The sequence below is a fragment of the Rhodococcus antarcticus genome (assembly GCF_026153295.1).
In the GTDB taxonomy this organism is placed as follows: Bacteria; Actinomycetota; Actinomycetes; order Mycobacteriales; family Mycobacteriaceae; genus Rhodococcus_D; species Rhodococcus_D antarcticus.
This window is the reverse complement of the sequence record NZ_CP110615.1, coordinates 1,012,337-1,028,372: the sequence shown is the minus strand read 5'-3', so window position 1 is coordinate 1,028,372 and position 16,036 is coordinate 1,012,337. Positions and strand designations below refer to the sequence as shown.

16 protein-coding genes and 1 pseudogene are annotated in these 16,036 nt (G+C 75.1%); 6 read left to right on the top strand and 11 right to left on the bottom strand.

All coding sequences use genetic code 11. The features are described 5' to 3' along the window. The first annotated feature begins 46 nt into the window (after window positions 1-46). Both RHODO2019_RS05050 and RHODO2019_RS05045 read left to right on the top strand, forming a co-directional pair. A complete protein-coding gene (locus RHODO2019_RS05050) occupies window positions 47-679 on the top strand; it encodes a TVP38/TMEM64 family protein (RefSeq protein ID WP_265383915.1) in 633 nt (210 codons plus the stop codon). Next, window positions 672-1,286 (top strand): CDP-alcohol phosphatidyltransferase family protein, encoded by a 615-nt coding sequence (locus RHODO2019_RS05045; RefSeq protein WP_265383914.1) that lies wholly within the window; start codon window positions 672-674, stop codon window positions 1,284-1,286. The genes RHODO2019_RS05050 and RHODO2019_RS05045 overlap by 8 nt, the downstream gene beginning before the upstream one ends. A gap of 25 nt (window positions 1,287-1,311) precedes the next feature. Here RHODO2019_RS05045 and RHODO2019_RS05040 read toward each other — a convergent pair whose 3' ends face one another. From RHODO2019_RS05040 to rimP, 10 genes and pseudogenes are all read right to left on the bottom strand, one after another. Next, on the bottom strand, window positions 1,312-2,274 hold the full coding sequence (locus tag RHODO2019_RS05040; protein ID WP_265383913.1) for a bifunctional riboflavin kinase/FAD synthetase: 963 nt from the start codon (window positions 2,272-2,274) through the stop codon (window positions 1,312-1,314). A gap of 10 nt (window positions 2,275-2,284) precedes the next feature. Then, entirely contained in the window at window positions 2,285-3,265 is a 981-nt protein-coding gene (gene truB, locus RHODO2019_RS05035; RefSeq protein ID WP_265383912.1) for a tRNA pseudouridine(55) synthase TruB, read from the bottom strand. Between the two features lie 56 nt (window positions 3,266-3,321). Further along, window positions 3,322-4,662, bottom strand: a complete 1,341-nt coding sequence (locus RHODO2019_RS05030) for an MATE family efflux transporter (protein ID WP_265384629.1) — start codon at window positions 4,660-4,662, stop codon at window positions 3,322-3,324. 20 nt (window positions 4,663-4,682) lie between these two features. Next, window positions 4,683-5,660, bottom strand: a complete 978-nt coding sequence (locus tag RHODO2019_RS05025; RefSeq protein ID WP_265383911.1) for a DHH family phosphoesterase — start codon at window positions 5,658-5,660, stop codon at window positions 4,683-4,685. Next, window positions 5,657-6,205: a 30S ribosome-binding factor RbfA gene (rbfA, locus tag RHODO2019_RS05020; protein WP_265383910.1), complete on the bottom strand. Its 549-nt coding sequence runs from the start codon at window positions 6,203-6,205 to the stop codon at window positions 5,657-5,659. Before rbfA ends, RHODO2019_RS05025 begins: the two co-directional genes overlap by 4 nt. 53 nt (window positions 6,206-6,258) lie before the next feature. After that, window positions 6,259-6,411, bottom strand: a complete 153-nt coding sequence (locus RHODO2019_RS05015) for a hypothetical protein (RefSeq protein WP_265383909.1) — start codon at window positions 6,409-6,411, stop codon at window positions 6,259-6,261. Then, window positions 6,408-9,232: pseudogene (infB, locus tag RHODO2019_RS05010) on the bottom strand (translation initiation factor IF-2). Before infB ends, RHODO2019_RS05015 begins: the two are co-directional and overlap by 4 nt. A gap of 120 nt (window positions 9,233-9,352) precedes the next feature. Continuing rightward, the gene (locus RHODO2019_RS05005) at window positions 9,353-9,679 is read right to left on the bottom strand and encodes a YlxR family protein (RefSeq protein ID WP_265383908.1); all 327 of its coding nucleotides are present in this window, start codon (window positions 9,677-9,679) and stop codon (window positions 9,353-9,355) included. 37 nt (window positions 9,680-9,716) lie between these two features. Beyond that, the gene (gene nusA / locus RHODO2019_RS05000) at window positions 9,717-10,814 is read right to left on the bottom strand and encodes a transcription termination factor NusA (protein WP_265383907.1); all 1,098 of its coding nucleotides are present in this window, start codon (window positions 10,812-10,814) and stop codon (window positions 9,717-9,719) included. Then, window positions 10,811-11,392 (bottom strand): ribosome maturation factor RimP, encoded by a 582-nt coding sequence (gene rimP, locus RHODO2019_RS04995; protein WP_265383906.1) that lies wholly within the window; start codon window positions 11,390-11,392, stop codon window positions 10,811-10,813. Before rimP ends, nusA begins: the two co-directional genes overlap by 4 nt. A gap of 113 nt (window positions 11,393-11,505) precedes the next feature. Between rimP and RHODO2019_RS04990 the strand changes: the two genes are divergently transcribed. From RHODO2019_RS04990 to RHODO2019_RS04980, 3 genes are read left to right on the top strand one after another with little or no spacing between them, the layout of a single operon-like run. After that, window positions 11,506-12,009, top strand: a complete 504-nt coding sequence (locus tag RHODO2019_RS04990) for a hypothetical protein (RefSeq protein WP_435532179.1) — start codon at window positions 11,506-11,508, stop codon at window positions 12,007-12,009. After that, window positions 12,006-12,503 carry a ferritin-like domain-containing protein gene (locus tag RHODO2019_RS04985; RefSeq protein WP_265383904.1) on the top strand — a complete coding sequence of 166 codons (498 nt, stop codon included), beginning with the start codon at window positions 12,006-12,008 and terminating at the stop codon, window positions 12,501-12,503. Before RHODO2019_RS04990 ends, RHODO2019_RS04985 begins: the two co-directional genes overlap by 4 nt. A gap of 1 nt (window position 12,504) precedes the next feature. Next, window positions 12,505-12,915, top strand: coding sequence for a secondary thiamine-phosphate synthase enzyme YjbQ (locus tag RHODO2019_RS04980; protein WP_435532178.1), 411 nt, complete (start codon window positions 12,505-12,507; stop codon window positions 12,913-12,915). Between the two features lie 66 nt (window positions 12,916-12,981). Here the strand turns inward: RHODO2019_RS04980 and RHODO2019_RS04975 are convergent, their stop codons facing one another. Continuing rightward, window positions 12,982-14,742, bottom strand: a complete 1,761-nt coding sequence (locus RHODO2019_RS04975) for a proline--tRNA ligase (RefSeq protein WP_265383903.1) — start codon at window positions 14,740-14,742, stop codon at window positions 12,982-12,984. Window positions 14,743-14,892: 150 nt separating this feature from the next. Between RHODO2019_RS04975 and RHODO2019_RS04970 the strand changes: the two genes are divergently transcribed. After that, entirely contained in the window at window positions 14,893-15,993 is a 1,101-nt protein-coding gene (locus tag RHODO2019_RS04970; protein ID WP_265383902.1) for a DoxX family protein, read from the top strand. The last annotated feature ends 43 nt before the right edge of the window (window positions 15,994-16,036 follow it).

The following is a 16,036-nucleotide window of genomic DNA, read 5'->3' as shown; positions in this document are numbered from 1 at the left end:
CACGTGGGCCAGTCTGCGGCACGGACGACCGGGCTACCGTGAGGTCGTGCTGCTGCCGGCGTCCCGCTCCCGCGTGGTGGTGCTCTCGGTGCTGGTCGTGGGCGCAGTGGCCGTGGCCCTGCTGGTGGACCTGCCGTCCGCGGAGCGGCTGGGAGCAGTGGTCGACGGGGCGAGACCCTGGGGCTGGCTGCTCGTCGTCGGCGGCTACGCGGTGGCGGCGCTGCTCCCGGTGCCCAAGTCCGTGCTCACGGTGGCCGCGGGGGCGGTGCTGGGCATCGGCGTGGGGTTGGCGGTGGTGCTCGCCGGGGCGACGCTGGGGGCAGCGATCGCGTTCGCCCTCGCCCGGTGGCTGGGTGCGGGTACGGCGGCGCTGGACCGCTGGCCACGGGTGGTGGACCTGCTGGAGCGCCGCGGGCTGCTGGCCGTGGTGGTGCTGAGACTGGTGCCGCTGGTCCCGTTCACCGCGCTGAACTACGCCGCGGGGCTCAGCCCGGTGCGGCCGGTCGACTACGTGCTGGGCACCGCCGTCGGGATGCTCCCGGGGACGGCGGCCGCGGTCACCCTGGGGGCGTACGGGTCCGATCCCGGGTCCACCCCCTTCCTGCTCGCCGTGGCGGCGGTGGTGCTGCTCGTGGGGGGCGGCGCGCTGGCCGCCAGGCGGTGGCACGCCCGTGCTTGACGCGCGGCTGCGCCCGCTGTTCGCCGGCCCGCTCGACGCCGTCGCGGCCCGGCTGGACCATCCACCGCTCACCCCGGACCGCCTGACGCTGCTCGGCCTGGCCACCGGGCTCGCGAGCGCCGCAGCGGCGGCAGCGCAGTGGTGGTGGGTGTCGCTGGCGCTGTGGCTGGTCTCCCGGGCCGCGGACGGCCTCGACGGTCCGCTGGCCCGTCGCCGCGGGGTGCGGGACGCCGGTGCGGGTGGGTTCCTCGACATCACGTGCGACTTCGTGGTGTACGGGTCCACCGTGGTCGGGGTCGCCGTGGGGGCCAGCGCGGAGCACGGCGCACCGTGGTGGCCGTTCCTGCTGGTGCTGCTCGCCTACTACGTCAACGGGACCGCGTTCCTGGCGTTCTCCTCGATCGCCGAGCGCAGCGGTCGGACCATCGACGACGGTCGCTCGCTGTCGTTCCTGGGCGGGCTGGCCGAGGGTTCCGAGACGATCGCCGTGCACGCCCTGTGGCTCGCGCTCTCCAGCGTGGCGTGGCAGATCGCGGCGGTGTGGGCCGCCGTGGTGGCGGTGAGCGCGGCGCAGCGGGTCGTGGCCGGGTACCGCGCGCTGCGCTGAGGGCGGCCGTCCGCCGGCTGCGGAGCTAGCCGCCGTCCAGGGCCGTGCGGGCGTTCTCGGTGTCGGCGGCCATGGCCACCAGCAGCTCGTCGACGGAGTCGAAGCGCTCCATCCCGCGCAGCCGGGCCACGAAGTCCACGGCGACGTGCTGGCCGTACAGGTCGGCCTCGGTGTCCAGCACGAAGGCCTCCACCGTGCGGGTGCGCCCGGAGAACGTCGGGTTGGTGCCGATGGACACCGCAGCCCGGTAGCGCTCACCAGGGACGACGGTGCCGACCACCGGGCCCCGGCCGAGGAGGGTGAACCAGGCGGCGTAGACCCCGTCACCGGGGATCGCGGAGTGCATCGGCGGGGCCACGTTGGCGGTGGGGTAGCCGAGGTCGCGGCCACGACCGTCGCCCCGCACCACCACACCCTCCACCCGGTGCGGACGGCCGAGCGCCGCCGAGGCCGCCGCCACGTCCCCGGCGTCGACGCAGGAGCGGATGTAGGTGGAGGAGTAGGTCACGTCACGGTCGCTGAGCAGGGCCTCGCCGTCGACGTTGAAGCCGTAGCGCTCGCCGAGCCGGCGGAGCAGGGCCACGTCCCCCGCTGCCTTGTACCCGAAGGTGAAGCTCTGCCCCACCACCACCGCGGCGGCGTGCAGCCGTTCCACGAGCACCTGGTGCACGAACCCCTCCGGAGAGAGGTGGGAGAGGTCCCGGGTGAAGGGCAGCACGCAGAACGCGTCCACGCCCAGGGCCTCCACCAGGTCGGCGCGCCGGGCCAGGGTGGTGAGCTGGGCCGGGTGGCTGCCCGGACGCACGAGCTCGGCCGGGTGCGGGTCGAAGGTCAGCACCACGCAGGGCACCCCCCGCTCGCGGGCCTGGTCCACCGCACGGCTGATCAGCTGCGCGTGACCGCGGTGCACCCCGTCGAACACGCCGACGGTGACCACGCACCGGCCCCAGCCCGCCGGCACCTCGTGAAGTCCTCGCCACCTCTGCACGGCCGGGAGCCTACGGCTGCCCGGTGTCGGGGACCTGAACCGGACCCGGCGGGAGGTCGGGAGCGGGGCCCAGCGTCGAGGGCCGCACGACCATGACGGTGCGCGCGCGGCCGCCCGACTCCTCCAGCAGCGCGACCACGCGCCCGTCCGGACCCACCGCGGCGTGCACCCCGACCACGCCCCGCGGCTCCAGCCAGCGGCCGTGGCTGACCACCACGGCCTCCTCGAGGTCGATCTCGCGGCGCCCGAACGCGGTGAGGGCGGCCTCGTCGGCGTCCAGGCTGACCCGCGGGTCGTCGGCCAGCTGCTCCAGGGTGCTGGCGTGGTCCAGGGTGAACGGGCCCACCCGGGTGCGCCGCAGCACGGTGAGGTGCCCACCGGTGCCCAGCGCGGCCCCGAGGTCACGGGCCAGGGCACGGACGTAGGTGCCGGAGGTGCAGTCCACCTCGACGTCGAGGTCGAGCACCGCGAGCCCGTCCACCTCGACCACCCGCTGCGCCACGACGTCGAAGCGGCTCACCGTCACCGGGCGGGCCGGCAGGTCCAGCTGCTCGCCGGCGCGGACCCGGACGTGGGCGCGCTGGCCGTCGACCTTGAGCGCGCTGACGCTGGCGGGCACCTGCTGGATGTCCCCGGTCAGGGCCGCCACGGCCGCGGCGAGGGCGGCGGGGTCCACGGCGGTGGCCCCCGGCGCCTCGAGCAGCTCGCCCTCCGCGTCGTCGGTGTCGAAGGACTGCCCCAGGCGCACCGTGGCGGTGTAAGCCTTGGTGGTGAGGCTGAGCAGGCCGAGCATCTTGGTGGCCCGCTCGACCCCGAGCACCAGCACGCCGGTGGCCATCGGGTCGAGAGTGCCGGCGTGGCCGATCTTGCGGGTGCCCAGCAGCTTGCGGCAGCGGGCCACCACGTCGTGGCTGGTCATGCCGGCGGGCTTGTCCACCACCAGCAGTCCGGCGCCGTCGAGACCGGTGGGGGGGCGGCGGTGGGGGGGCACGGGGCTCCATCCTGCCGCACCGGCCGCGCACCCCACCCGTCCGCGCCAGCACCGCCTCAGGTGCGCACGGGTCCCGCCACCACCCAGCGGTCCGAGCGCACCCGCGCCACCACGGTGGCCATCCGCAGCACCACGAACGCCGTCAGCCCCGCCCAGATCCCGCGCAGGCCCCAGCCCGCCAGCTCGGAGAGCCAGATCAGCGGCAGGAACCCCAGCACGGCGCAGCCCAGGGTGGCCGTGCGCAGGAACGCGGCGTCGCCGGCCCCGAGCAGCACCCCGTCCAGGGCGAACACGACCCCGGCCACCGGGACCACCGCCACCAGGAACCACCACGCGTCCGGCACCTGCGCCAGCACCGCCGGGTCCGGGGTGAACACCCGGGGGAGCACGGAGTGCGCGGCAGCGAAGCCCGCCGCGATGACCGCCGCGAACACCGCCGACCACCGCGTCACCCGCCACGCCAGCGCCCGGGCCCCCGCCGTCCGGCCGGCTCCGAGCGCGGCACCGACCAGCGCCTGGGCGGCCACCGCCAGCGAGTCCAGCACCAGCGAGGTGAAGGTCCACAGCTGCAGCACCACCTGGTGCGCCGCCACCACCGCCGTCCCCGAGCGCGCCGCCACCGCGGCGGCGGAGAGGAAGCAGGCCTGGAAGGCGAGGCTGCGCAGCACCAGGTCGCGGCCGAGCACCAGGTGGGCACCGATCGTGCGCGGGTCCGGCCGCAACGACACCGCACCCGCCCGGCGCTCGACGGCCAGCGCCCGCAGGAACAACCCCGCTGACAGCACCTGCGCCAGCACGTTCGCCACGGCCGAGCCGGGCAGGCCCCAGCCCACGCCGAGCACCAGCACCGGGCACACCACCGCGGAGACCCCGTTGCCGATGAGCACGTAGCGCAGCGGCCGCACGGTGTCCTGGACCCCGCGCATCCAGCCGTTGCCGGCCAGGGTCACCAGCACCAGCGGGATGCCGAGCGAGGCGATCCGCAGCCACCCCTCCGCCTGCGCGGCCAGCTCCCCCCCACCGGCGAGCAGCCGGGTGACCGGTCCGGCCACGAGCTGCACCAGGGCCAGCAGGACGATCCCGACACCGCCCGCGAGCCAGCTGGCCTGCACGCCCTCGGCGACGGCGTCGGTGCGCCGGCCCGCGCCGTGCAGCCGGGCGGCACGCGCCGTGGTGCCGTAGGAGAGGAACGTCAGCTGGGTGCTGACCTGGGCCAGCACGACGGCACCCACGGCGAGCGCACCCAGGGCCACCGCCCCCAGCCGGCCCACCACCGCGGTGTCGACGAGCAGGTACAGCGGCTCCGCCGCGAGCACGGGCAGCGCCGGCAGTGCCAGCCCGAGGATGCGGCGGCCCCCGACCTGGTCGAGGTCCTCGGGCGCGGCGACGTCCGCCACCCGCCCGGGCCTCCCCCTGTTCACCCCAGCGCGGTGCGCAGGGCCGCGAGGACGTCCTCCGAGCTGCCGCGCGCCGTGTAGCCGGCCGAGCGCCGGTGCCCGCCACCGCCGAGGAGGGCGGCCACGGCCGAGACGTCCACCACGCTCTTGGCCCGCAGCGAGACCGACCACTGCCGGGGCGGCCCCTCCTTGAGCACGGCCGCCACCTCGGCCTCCGAGGCGGTGCGGACGAGGTCGACCACGCTCTCGGTCTCCTCGGCGCGCATCCCCTCGCGGTCGCTGCAGCGCACCACCGCGTGGGCCAGTCCGAGCCCGCCGGCCGCCTCGCGGTGCAGCCCGGCGGAGCCGAGCACGCTGGCGAGCATGCCCAGCCAGCCGAACGGGTGGGTGTCCATCAGCGGGCGGGAGACGTCCACCGGATCGATGCCGGTGGCCAGCAGCCGGGCGGCGAGCTCGTGCGTGGCCGGGCGGGCCCACCGGAAGGACGCGGTGTCGGTGACCAGACCCGCGTAGAGGCAGTGGGCGAGGTCGCGGTCCAACGGCACGCCCCAGGCGTCGAGCACCTCGCACACCAGCACGGTGGTGGACTCCGCGGCGCCGTCGACGAGGTTGATGCTGCCGAACCGGGCGTTGGAGACGTGGTGGTCGACCACGAGCACCTCGCGGGCCCCGGACATCCGGTCCCGCAGCGCACCCATCCGGCCGGCCGAGCCGCAGTCCACGACCACGAGCACGTCCACCTCGTGGGACACCTCGCCGGGCGCGACGAGCAGGTCACCGCCGGGCAGGGTGCGCAGGCTCTCCGGGGTCTCCGCCGGATCGGCGAAGGCCACCTGCACGGGGGTGCCCCGGCGGCGCAGCGCCGTGCCGAGCGCCAGGGCGCTACCCAGGGCGTCGGCGTCCGGGTTCACGTGGCACACCACCGTCACCGACGTGGCCTGCTCCAGCAGCTCCGCCGCTCCGCGAGCGTCGGTCTCGGTGCCGCTCACGGTGGTCATCCCCGGGAGACTGCCCCACCGCCCTGGTCGCGGTCCAGCCCGGTGTCCTCGTCGTGGTCCCCGTCGTCCGCGGCGTCGTCCGCGGCGTCGTCCGTCTCGGGCTCCGGCTCGCGCACGCGGGGCTCCCGGTAGGGGTCGGCGTCGCCGGCCGGGGTGGCTCCGGCGGCCGCGAGGGCAACCTCGGCGTCGAGGCGGCGGGCACGCTCGAGCAGCTCCTCCATGTGCCGGGCGGCATCGGGCACGGTGTCGGCGACGAAGGTCAGCGTCGGGGTGTAGCGGACACCGGTGCCAGCCCCCACCCGGGTGCGCAGCGCACCCTTGGCCTTCTCCAGCGCCATCCCGGCCGTCTGCAGGTCGGGCTCCTCGTCGACCCGGGCCCCGCGCACCGTGTAGTACACGGTGGCGTCGTGCAGGTCGTTGGTGACCTTGGCGTCGGTGACGGTGATGAACTCCAGCCGGGAGTCCTTGATCTCGTGCTCGATGGCGGTGGCGACGATCTGCGCGATGCGCCGGGCGAGCTTGCGCGCGCGTGCCGGGTCAGCCATGACGACCAGTGTCCTCTCGTCGGGCGCTGCGCCCCCGGGCAGGGGCGCAGCGGTCAGTCCTGCGGGCCGAGCACGCTGCGGCGGGCGGAGGGCAGCTCGAGCCCTCCCCCGTGCACCGTGGCTCCCCCCGGCCGGTGGTGGTCGCAGACCCCGGTGGCCGTGGTGGGCGGTCCGTGCAGACCCACCCACCACGGCCCGCCGATCACGAGCGGGCGATCTCCCGCATCTCGTAGGTCTCCACCACGTCGTCGACCTTGAGGTCGGAGTACGAGAGCGTGAGACCGCACTCGTACCCCTCGCGCACCTCGGTGGCATCGTCCTTCTCGCGGCGCAGCGAGGTGACGGTGAGGTTCTCCGCCACCACCCTGCCGTCGCGCAGCAGGCGGGCCTTCGCGTTGCGCTTGACCGAGCCCGACATGACCATGCAGCCGGCGATGGTGCCCACCTTCGAGGAGCGGAACAGGGCGCGGACCTCGACCCGGCCCAGCTCTGCCTCCTCGTAGATCGGCTTGAGCATGCCCTTGAGCGCGCTCTCCACCTCGTCGATGGCCTGGTAGATCACCGAGTAGTACCGGATGTCGACGCCCTCGCGGTTGGCCAGCTCGGTGGCCTTGCCCTCCGCCCGGACGTTGAACCCGATGATGATCGCGTTCGACGCCGCCGCCAGGTTGACGTTGGTCTCCGTGATGCCACCGACGCCGCGGTCGATGACTCGCAGCTGCACCTCGTCGTCGATCTCGATGTTGTACAGCGCCTCCTCGAGGGCCTCCACCGTTCCGGAGTTGTCGCCCTTGAGGATGAGGTTGAGCTCGTTGGTCTCCTTGAGCGCGGCATCGAGGTCGTCGAGGCTGATGCGCTTGCGGGACCGGGTGAGCATGGCGTTGCGCCGCGCCGCGCTGCGCCGGTCGGCGATCTGCCGCGCGGTGCGGTCCTCGTCGACCACCAGCAGGTTGTCGCCGGCCCCGGGCACCGAGGTGAACCCGATGACCTGGACGGGACGCGAGGGCAGGGCCTCGGTGACGTCCGCGCCGTGCTCGTCGACCATCCGACGCACGCGGCCGTAGGCGTCGCCGGCCACGATCGAGTCGCCCACCCGCAGCGTGCCGCGGGTGATGAGCACGGTGGCCACCGGGCCACGACCACGGTCGAGGTGCGCCTCGATGGCGATCCCCTGCGCGTCCATGTCCGGGTTGGCCCGCAGGTCCAGCGAGGCGTCCGCCGTGAGGAGGACGGCCTCGAGCAGCGCGTCGATGTTCGTGCCGTTCTTCGCGGAGATGTCCACGAACATCGTCTCGCCGCCGTACTCCTCGGCCACGAGGTTGTACTCGGTGAGCTGCTGGCGGATCTTGTCGGGGTTGGCCCCCTCCTTGTCGATCTTGTTCACCGCCACCACGATCGGCACGTCGGCCGCCTGCGCGTGGTTGATGGCCTCCACCGTCTGCGGCATGACGCCGTCGTCCGCGGCCACCACGAGGATCGCGATGTCCGTGGCCTTCGCACCACGGGCACGCATTGCGGTGAACGCCTCGTGGCCCGGGGTGTCGATGAAGGTGACGGGGCGCTCGTTGCCCGCGAGCTCGGTGAGCACCTGGTACGCGCCGATGTGCTGGGTGATGCCGCCGGCCTCGCCCTCGCGGACGTTGGCCTTGCGGATCGAGTCCAGCAGGCGCGTCTTGCCGTGGTCGACGTGACCCATGACGGTGACCACCGGCGGACGGGCCTCGAGCTCGGCCTCGCCACCCTCGTCCTCGCCGTAGGTGAGGTCGAAGCTGTCCAGCAGCTCGCGGTCCTCGTCCTCCGGGCTCACGACCTGCACGACGTAGTTCATCTCGGAGCCGAGCAGCTCCAGGATCTCGTCGTTCACCGACTGGGTGGCCGTGACCATCTCACCGAGGTGGAACAGCGCCTGCACCAGCGCAGCCGGGTTCGCGTCGATCTTGTCCGCGAAGTCCGACAGCGAGGAGCCACGGGCCAGCCGCACGGTCTCGCCGCTGCCGCGGGGAAGCCGGACGCCGCCGACGGCGGGCGCCTGCATGCTCTCGTACTCGGCCCGCTTCGCCCGCTTCGACTTGCGGCCGCGACGGACGGGACCACCCGCGCGCCCGAAGGCACCGGCTGCCGCACCGGGACGACCACGACCGCCGCCACCGGGGCGACCGCGGAAGCCGCCGGCGGGGGACCCGCCGGAGCACCGCCACCACCGGGGCCGCCGCGGTATCCACCGGGACCACCCGTGCGGGCACCACCGGGTCCACCGGGACCACCGGGACCACCGGGGCGACCACCGGGACGACCGGCACCGCCCGGGGCGGGACGAGCCGCACGCTGGGGCATGGCCCCGGGGCTGGGCCGCGGCGGCATGCTGCCGGGGCTGGGGCGGGGACCGCCCGCGCCCGCGGCGGGACGCGGTCCGCCCGGTCCGGCCGCGGCCGGACGGGACGCCGGCGCTCCGGGCTGCGGACGCGCGGCGGGGGCGCCGGGGGCGGCCGGCGCGGCGCCGGGCTGCGCGGGGCGGGGGGCCGCCGGGCGCGGCACGGGAGCCGAGCTGAAGGGGTTGTTGCCGACCCGCGGGGCCTTGGGACCCGGCGCGGCGGGGGCCGGGGCGGCAGGCGTGGGTGCGGCCGGGCCGGGCTTCGGACCGCCGGCCTCGGGCTGCGCCGGCGACGTCTGCGCCGGGGCTGCGGGAGCCGGTGCGGCAGGCGCGGCAGGCGCGCTGGCGGCCGGGACCTGCGGGGCGGGCGCGGCAGGTGCGGGTGCTGCCGGCACCTCGGCCACGGGCTGCTCGGCCGGCTTGGGGCCGGGGCGCGGACCGGGACGGGCGCCACCGGCCGGGGCGGCCGGGGCGGTGGGGGCCGCTGCACCACCGGCGGAGGGGAACTCCGCCCGGAGCTTGCGGACCACGGGGTTCTCGACGGTGGAGCTCGCCGACTTCACGTACTCGCCCATGTCGCTGAGCTTGGCGAGAACGTCCTTGCTGCTGATGCCGAGCTCTTTCGCGAGCTCGTGCACTCGGGCCTTGCCTGCCACTGCTCTCCTCACTGGGAGGCCGGGCGGGGGACCCGCGCGGCCTCGTACTACGGGATGTAGACGGTCATCAGACGTGCTTCACGGTGTGCTCACGGGTTCTCGACCTGTCTTCTCTGAGTGTCACGTGCTGCTGCTGTGCTCCGGGGTGGAGATGTCCGGGTGGAGCCCGTCACGCGTCCGGGCCACGTAGGTCCGCACGGCACTGACGTCGAGCTGACCGGGTGCTCTCAGCGCCCGGCCGAACGCCCGGCGCTTCTCCGCGAGGCCCACGCACTCCTCGGTGGGGTGCACGGAGGCACCACGGCCGGGGAGCCTGCGACGGGGGTCAGGGATCACGGACGATCCCTGGACCACCACCCGGAGGAGTCCGGTGGCCGGAGCGCGGACCCGACACCCCACGCAGGTCCGCTCAGGAGCCCGGGCAGCACGCTCGGGACCTGTGGACACGTCGCAGGGGCAGGGCTCTCGCTCGGCCACGACGAGTCTAACCCTCCCGCGCCGCGACCGACGAAACGTCGTCCACCGGGGCCACCTCGTCGGCAGCGGGCTCGACGGCAGCGGGCTCGTCGGCAGCGGCCTCGACCGCGGCGGGCTCGACGGCGGCGTCGCTGCGGATGTCGATGCGCCACCCGGTCAGGCGGGCGGCGAGCCGGGCGTTCTGCCCCTCCTTGCCGATGGCGAGCGAGAGCTGGTAGTCCGGCACGACCACGCGGGCGGAACGGGCCGCGGCGTCGACCACGGTGACGGAGACGACCTTGGACGGGGAGAGCGCGTTGCCGACGAAGCGCGCCGGGTCCTCGTCGAAGTCGATGATGTCGATCTTCTCCCCCGCGAGCTCGCTCATGACGTTGCGCACCCGCTGGCCCATCGGCCCGATGCACGCACCCTTGGCGTTGAGCCCGCGCACGGTGGTGCGCACGGCGATCTTGGACCGGTGGCCGGACTCGCGGGCGACCGCCATGATCTCGACCGAGCCGTCCGCGATCTCGGGGACCTCGAGGGCGAAGAGCTTGCGGACCAGGTTGGGGTGCGTGCGCGAGAGCGTCACCTGCGGTCCGTGCTGGCCCCTGGTCACGCCGACCACGAAGCTCTTCACGTAGTCGCCGTGCTCGTAGGACTCCCCCGGCACCTGCTCCGCCGGCGGCATCACGCCCTCGATGCCCTTGGCCTCGGTGCCGATCCGCACCACGACGAGCCCGCGTGCGTTGGCCCGGGTGTCGCGCTGGACGATGCCGGTGACGACCTCGCCCTCGTGGGCGGAGAGCTCGCCGAAGGACTGCTCGTGCTCGGCGTCGCGGAGCCGCTGCAGGATCACCTGGCGCGCGGTGGCCGCGGCGATGCGGCCGAAGCCTTCCGGGGTGTCGTCCCACTCGGAGACGACCTCGCCGTCGGGGCCGATCTCCTTGGCCATCACCCGGACGAGCCCGGACTTCGCGTCGATGTCGATCCACGCGTCGGCCGAGTGCCCCTCGGTGTGCTTGTAGGCCGTCAGCAGCGCCGTCCGGATGGCCGAGAGCACCAGGGACGCGGAGATCCCCTTCTCCACCTCGATGGCCCGCAGGGCCGCAACGTCGATGTTCACCGGTTCTCCTCGTCGTCCGCGGTGTCGTTGCCGTCGTCCACGGTGTCGTTGCCGTCGGGCACGCTGGTGGGGGTGGCCCGTGGCGCTCCGCTCAGCGCCAGCTCGCGCGGGTCGGGGTTGCTGAACTCCACCTCGACCACCGCGTGCTCCACGTCCGCCAGCGCCACCGTGCGCACGGTGGGCTCGCGCCGGTCCGGCAGCACCAGGACCACCGTGGCGTCGACCACCTCGCCGATGCGCACCGTGAGCAGCTCGCCGCCGACCCGCACCGCCGCCCGGCGACCACGGTTGCGGCGCCAGTGGCGCTCGTGGGTGAGCGGCCTGTCGACGCCCGGGGTGGTGACCTCCAGGGTGTAGGCCGCCTCACCGATGCTGGGCTCCTCGTCGAGGACGGCCGAGACGGCCCGGGTCAGCTCGGCCACCGCGTCCAGGTCCAGCCCGTCCTCGGCGTCGACCACGAGCTTGACCACGCTGCGGCGGCCGGCGGCGGAGACGGTGACGGTCTCGAGCTCGGCGCCGGAGTCAGCGACGACCCCACCGACGAGCTCGGTGACCTTGTCCGGGGGCGGGACGGGCATGTTCGGGGCTCCCAGCGGGGTCGAGGTGCAGTTGTGGGCGCCGTCCGCAGGCACCTGGAGGCGGGCAGCGCAGGGCCTGATCGTAGCGGCCCGGGACTGGCAGGATGACCGCCGTGCCGACCACACCGTCCCGCCGCGTGCTCCTGCGCTCGGCGCTCGCCGTCGGGGCGGCGGGCCTGGTGGCGGCCTGCACCGCCGCCCCGCCGCCGAGCACCCCGGAGCCCCCTGCTCCGGCGGTCGACCCGCTGCGCGCCCTCGCCGCCGCCGCCCGGGCCGACGCCTCCGCCGCGGCCTCCGCCGCGGCCTCCGCCGCACCCGGGACGCCGGAGCGGGCGGCCGCGCTGGGCGCCGTCGCCGCCGAGCGGACCGCGCACGCCGACGCGCTGGACGCGGAGGTGGTCCGGGCCGCCGGAACCGTGGACGGGACCCCGGTGACCGCCGTGCCGACCACCACGACCGGCGCAGCCGCCCCCGCCACGCTCGCCGAGGTGACGGCGGCGCTCACCGCCGCCGCGGCGGCCGCAGGTGGTGCCGCCGTGGTGGCGGCGCCCTACCGGGCCGGGCTGCTCGGTTCGGTGGCCGCCTCGTGCGCCGCGGCCGTGGCGGTGCTGGCGTGAACGTCACCGAGCAGCAGGCGCTGGACGACGCCCTGGCCGCCGAGCACGCCGCGGTCTACGCCTACGGCGTGGTGGCCGCCTTCGCCCCGGCGCAGCGCGGCGAGGCCGTCGCCGCCGCGACCGCTGCCCACGCAGCCCGGCGGGACGCCGCCACCGACGCGCTGACCACCGACGGTGCCACCGCCGTGCCGTCCGCGACGGGGTACGCGTTGCCGGTCACGGTGACCGACGGCGTCACGGCCCTGCAGCTCGCCGCCACGGTCGAGGACGCCACCGCGCAGGCGTGGCGCGCGGTGCTCGAGCGCAGCGACCCGGCGGCGGAGCGCAGCGGACCGACGGTTCCGGTCCCCGCCGAGGTGCCCCTGGACCTGCGCACGACGGCCGTCGCGGCACTCACCGACTGTGCCGTCCGGGCGGCCGGGTGGCGGGTGGCGCTGGGATCCGTCCCGGCCACCAGGGCGTTCCCCGGGCAGCCGGTCACGACAGGAGGATGACGTGGAGTCGACGGTCCTGAGCATCGCGACCGGTAGCAGCGAGGTGGTCCGGTCGATCACCGACGAGTGCCGGGAGTTCCTCACCTCGATCGGCGCGGCGGACGGCCTGCTGCACGTGTGGGTGCCGCACGCCACGGCCGGGGTCGCGGTGCTGGAGACGGGCGCGGGCAGCGACACCGACCTGCTGGAGTCCCTGGAGCACCTGCTGCCGCGCGACCAGCGCTGGGTGCACCGGCACGGCTCGCCCGGGCACGGCCGCGACCACGTGCTGCCGGCCCTGATCGCCCCGCACGCGACCGTCCCCGTGCTCGCCGGGACCATGGCCCTGGGCACCTGGCAGTCGGTGTGCCTGGTCGACACCAACGGCGACAACCACCAGCGCAGCGTCCGGCTGAGCTTCCTGCGTGGCTGAGCGGGCTGCCGTCCTCGCCGGGTGGCCGGCCGCCCGACGCCGCGACAGCACCCGCCCACCTCGGGCTCAGCGAGCCGACAGCCGGACGACCTCGGCCACCACCTCCGCCGCGGGGACGTCACGGCTGCCGCCGTCGCCGAAGCGCTCGCGCAGCTCGACGACACCGTCCTTCCACCCTCGGCCCACCACCACCACCAGCGGCACGCCGATCAGCTCGGCGTCCGCGAACTTCACCCCGGGCGAGGCCTTGCGGTCGTCGAACAGCACCCGCAGCCCTGCGGCGTGCAGCTCACCAGCGAGCTGCTCGGCCCCGGCCGAGACCTCCTCGTCGCCACCCTTGGCCCGACCCGCGAGCACCAGGTGCACGTCGGCCGGGGACACCTCGGCCGGCCAGCGCAGGCCCCGCTCGTCGTGGGACTGCTCGGCGATGACGGCCACCAGGCGCGAGACACCCACCCCGTAGGAGCCCATCGTCGGGCGGACCTTGGTGCCGTCCTCACCGAGCACGTCCACCGCGAACGTGTCGGTGTACTTGCGACCGAGCTGGAAGATGTGACCGATCTCGATCCCACGCGCGGCCACCAGGAGCCCGGCCCCGTCCGGCGAGGGGTCGCCCGCCCGGACCTCGGCCGCCTCGACGGTGCCGTCGGGGGTGAAGTCCCGGCCGCAGACGAGGTCGACGACGTGCCGTCCGTCCGCGTCGGCCCCGGTGATCCACGCGGTGCCGCTGACCACGCGGGGGTCGACCAGGTACCGGACCCCGTTGGCGGCCAGGGCGCGGGGACCGATGTAGCCCTTGACGAGGAACGGGTTCTTGGCGAAGTCCCCCTCGGTGGCCAGCACGACCTCGGCGGGCTCCAGCGACGCCGCGAGCCGCTTGAGGTCCACCCCCCGGTCGCCCGGCAGCCCGATGCCGAGCAGCTGCCACTCGCCGCCCGGCAGCCTCGTCTTCACGAGGATGTTCTTCAGGGTGTCGGCGGCGGTCACGGTGCGGCCGAGCTCCGCCCCGTTGGCCCAGCCGACCAGGGCGTCGATGGTCGGGGTGTCCGCGGTCGCGTGCTCGACGGCGCCCGGCAGCCCGTCGAGGGGGATCGTCGGGGGGGCCGGGGTGGTGACGGCCTCCACGTTCGCCGCGTAGCCGGACTCGAGGCAGCGCACGTAGGTGTCCTCACCGACCTCGCTCTCGGCCAGGAACTCCTCGGAGGCAGAACCACCCATCGCGCCGGACACGGCGGAGACGACGACGTACCGGACGCCCAGCCGCTCGAAGATCCGCTGGTAGGCGCCCCGGTGGGCCGCGTAGGAGGCGGCGAGGCCCTGCTCGTCGAGGTCGAACGAGTAGGAGTCCTTCATGACGAACTCGCGGCCGCGGAGGATGCCGGCGCGGGGACGCTCCTCGTCGCGGTACTTGGTCTGCACCTGGTACAGCGTCACCGGGAAGTCCTTGTAGGAGCTGAGCTCGCCCTTCACCGTGAGCGCGAACAGCTCCTCGTGGGTCGGTCCGAGCAGGTAGTCCCCGCCCTTGCGGTCCTTGAGGCGGAACAGTCCGGGGCCGTACTCGCTCCAGCGGCCCGACCTCTCGTAGGGATCGCGCGGGAGCAGGGCGGGGAGACTGATCTCCTGGGCGCCGATGGCGTCCATCTCCTCGCGGACGACCCGCTCGACCTCGCGCAGCACCCGCAGCCCCAGGGGCAGCCACGAGTAGATCCCGGGGGCGATCCGCCGGACGTACCCTGCGCGCACCAACAGCTTGTGGCTGGGGACCTCGGCGTCGGCGGGGTCGTCGCGCAGGGTGCGCAGGAACAAGGTCGAGAGGCGGGTGATCACGGGTGCGCAGCGTAGCCGGGGCCCACGGCAGGCTCACCCGGGTTCGGTGACGTTGGGCGCCCCGGCGACGTCCTCTCCTACGATCACCGGAGGTCGACACGACACGCGGGCTCCGCCAGGGTGCCCGCGGCAGATGCAGGAGGTCCCACCGTGCTCATCCGCCGTATTGCTCGCCCCATGCTGGCCGCGGTCTTCGTGGCCGGCGGCGTGGACGCCCTGCGCAACCCCGCGCCCCGGGTGGAGGCGGCCGCCCCGCTGGTGGCGAAGGGCGAGCAGGCCCTGCCCGACGACATCACCGACAACATCCCGACCGACCCGGACACCCTGGTCAAGATCAACGCCGCGGTGCAGATCGGTGGTGGCCTCCTGCTCGCCAGCGGCAAGCTGCCGCGCCTGGCCTCGCTCGCCCTCGCCGGCAGCATCGTCCCGACCACCCTGGCCGGCCACGCCTTCTGGGAGGAGACCGACCCGGAGGCCAAGGCGGCCCACCGCACCCAGTTCCTCAAGAACGTCGGCCTGCTCGGCGGCCTGCTCATCGCCGCTGTCGACACCGAGGGCAAGCCCTCCGTCGCCTGGCGCACGCGGGCGAGCGCCGAGCACGCCCAGAAGGCTCTCTCCGCCGCCCTGCCCGGCTCGTCGAGCGGGCACTCCGGCGAGGCGCTGCGCGGGGCTGCGCACACGGCGGCCGAGCGGGGCCAGGAGCTGGCCCACACCGTCGCCGAGAGCGACACGACCAAGCGGCTCGCCGCAGGCGGAGCCGCCCTGGCCGCCACGGCCGCCGCCCGGGCCCAGGACATCGCCCACCAGGTGGCCGAGAGCGACACGACGAAGAAGCTCGCCGCCCAGGGGCAGGACCTCGCCCAATCCGCTGCCCAGCGCGGCGCCGCACTGGCCTCGGAGTGGGCCGACGAGGGCTCCCGGCGTGGCCGCGCCCTCGCGAAGCAGGCGCGCAAGGAGGCGGACAGCTGGGCCTCCGACGCCTCCGTCAGGGCCGGCGAGCTCGCCACCGTCGCACGGGCGCGGGCCGAGGAGCTGGCCGACGAGGGCACCCGGCGCGGCCGCTCGCTCGCCAAGCAGGCCCGCAAGGAGGCTGCGAGGACGGCCAAGCAGGCGCGCAAGCAGGCGGACCAGCGCGCCGCCACCGCCGCCGACCGCGTCGCCGAGCTCGCCGCCCAGGCCCAGACCCGGGGCGCGGACCTCGCCGCCCAGGCGCAGGCCAAGGGCGGGGAGCTGGCCGGCTCCTACCGCTGAACCGCCCGCACGACGGCCCCCGCCCCCGGCGGGGGCCGTCGTG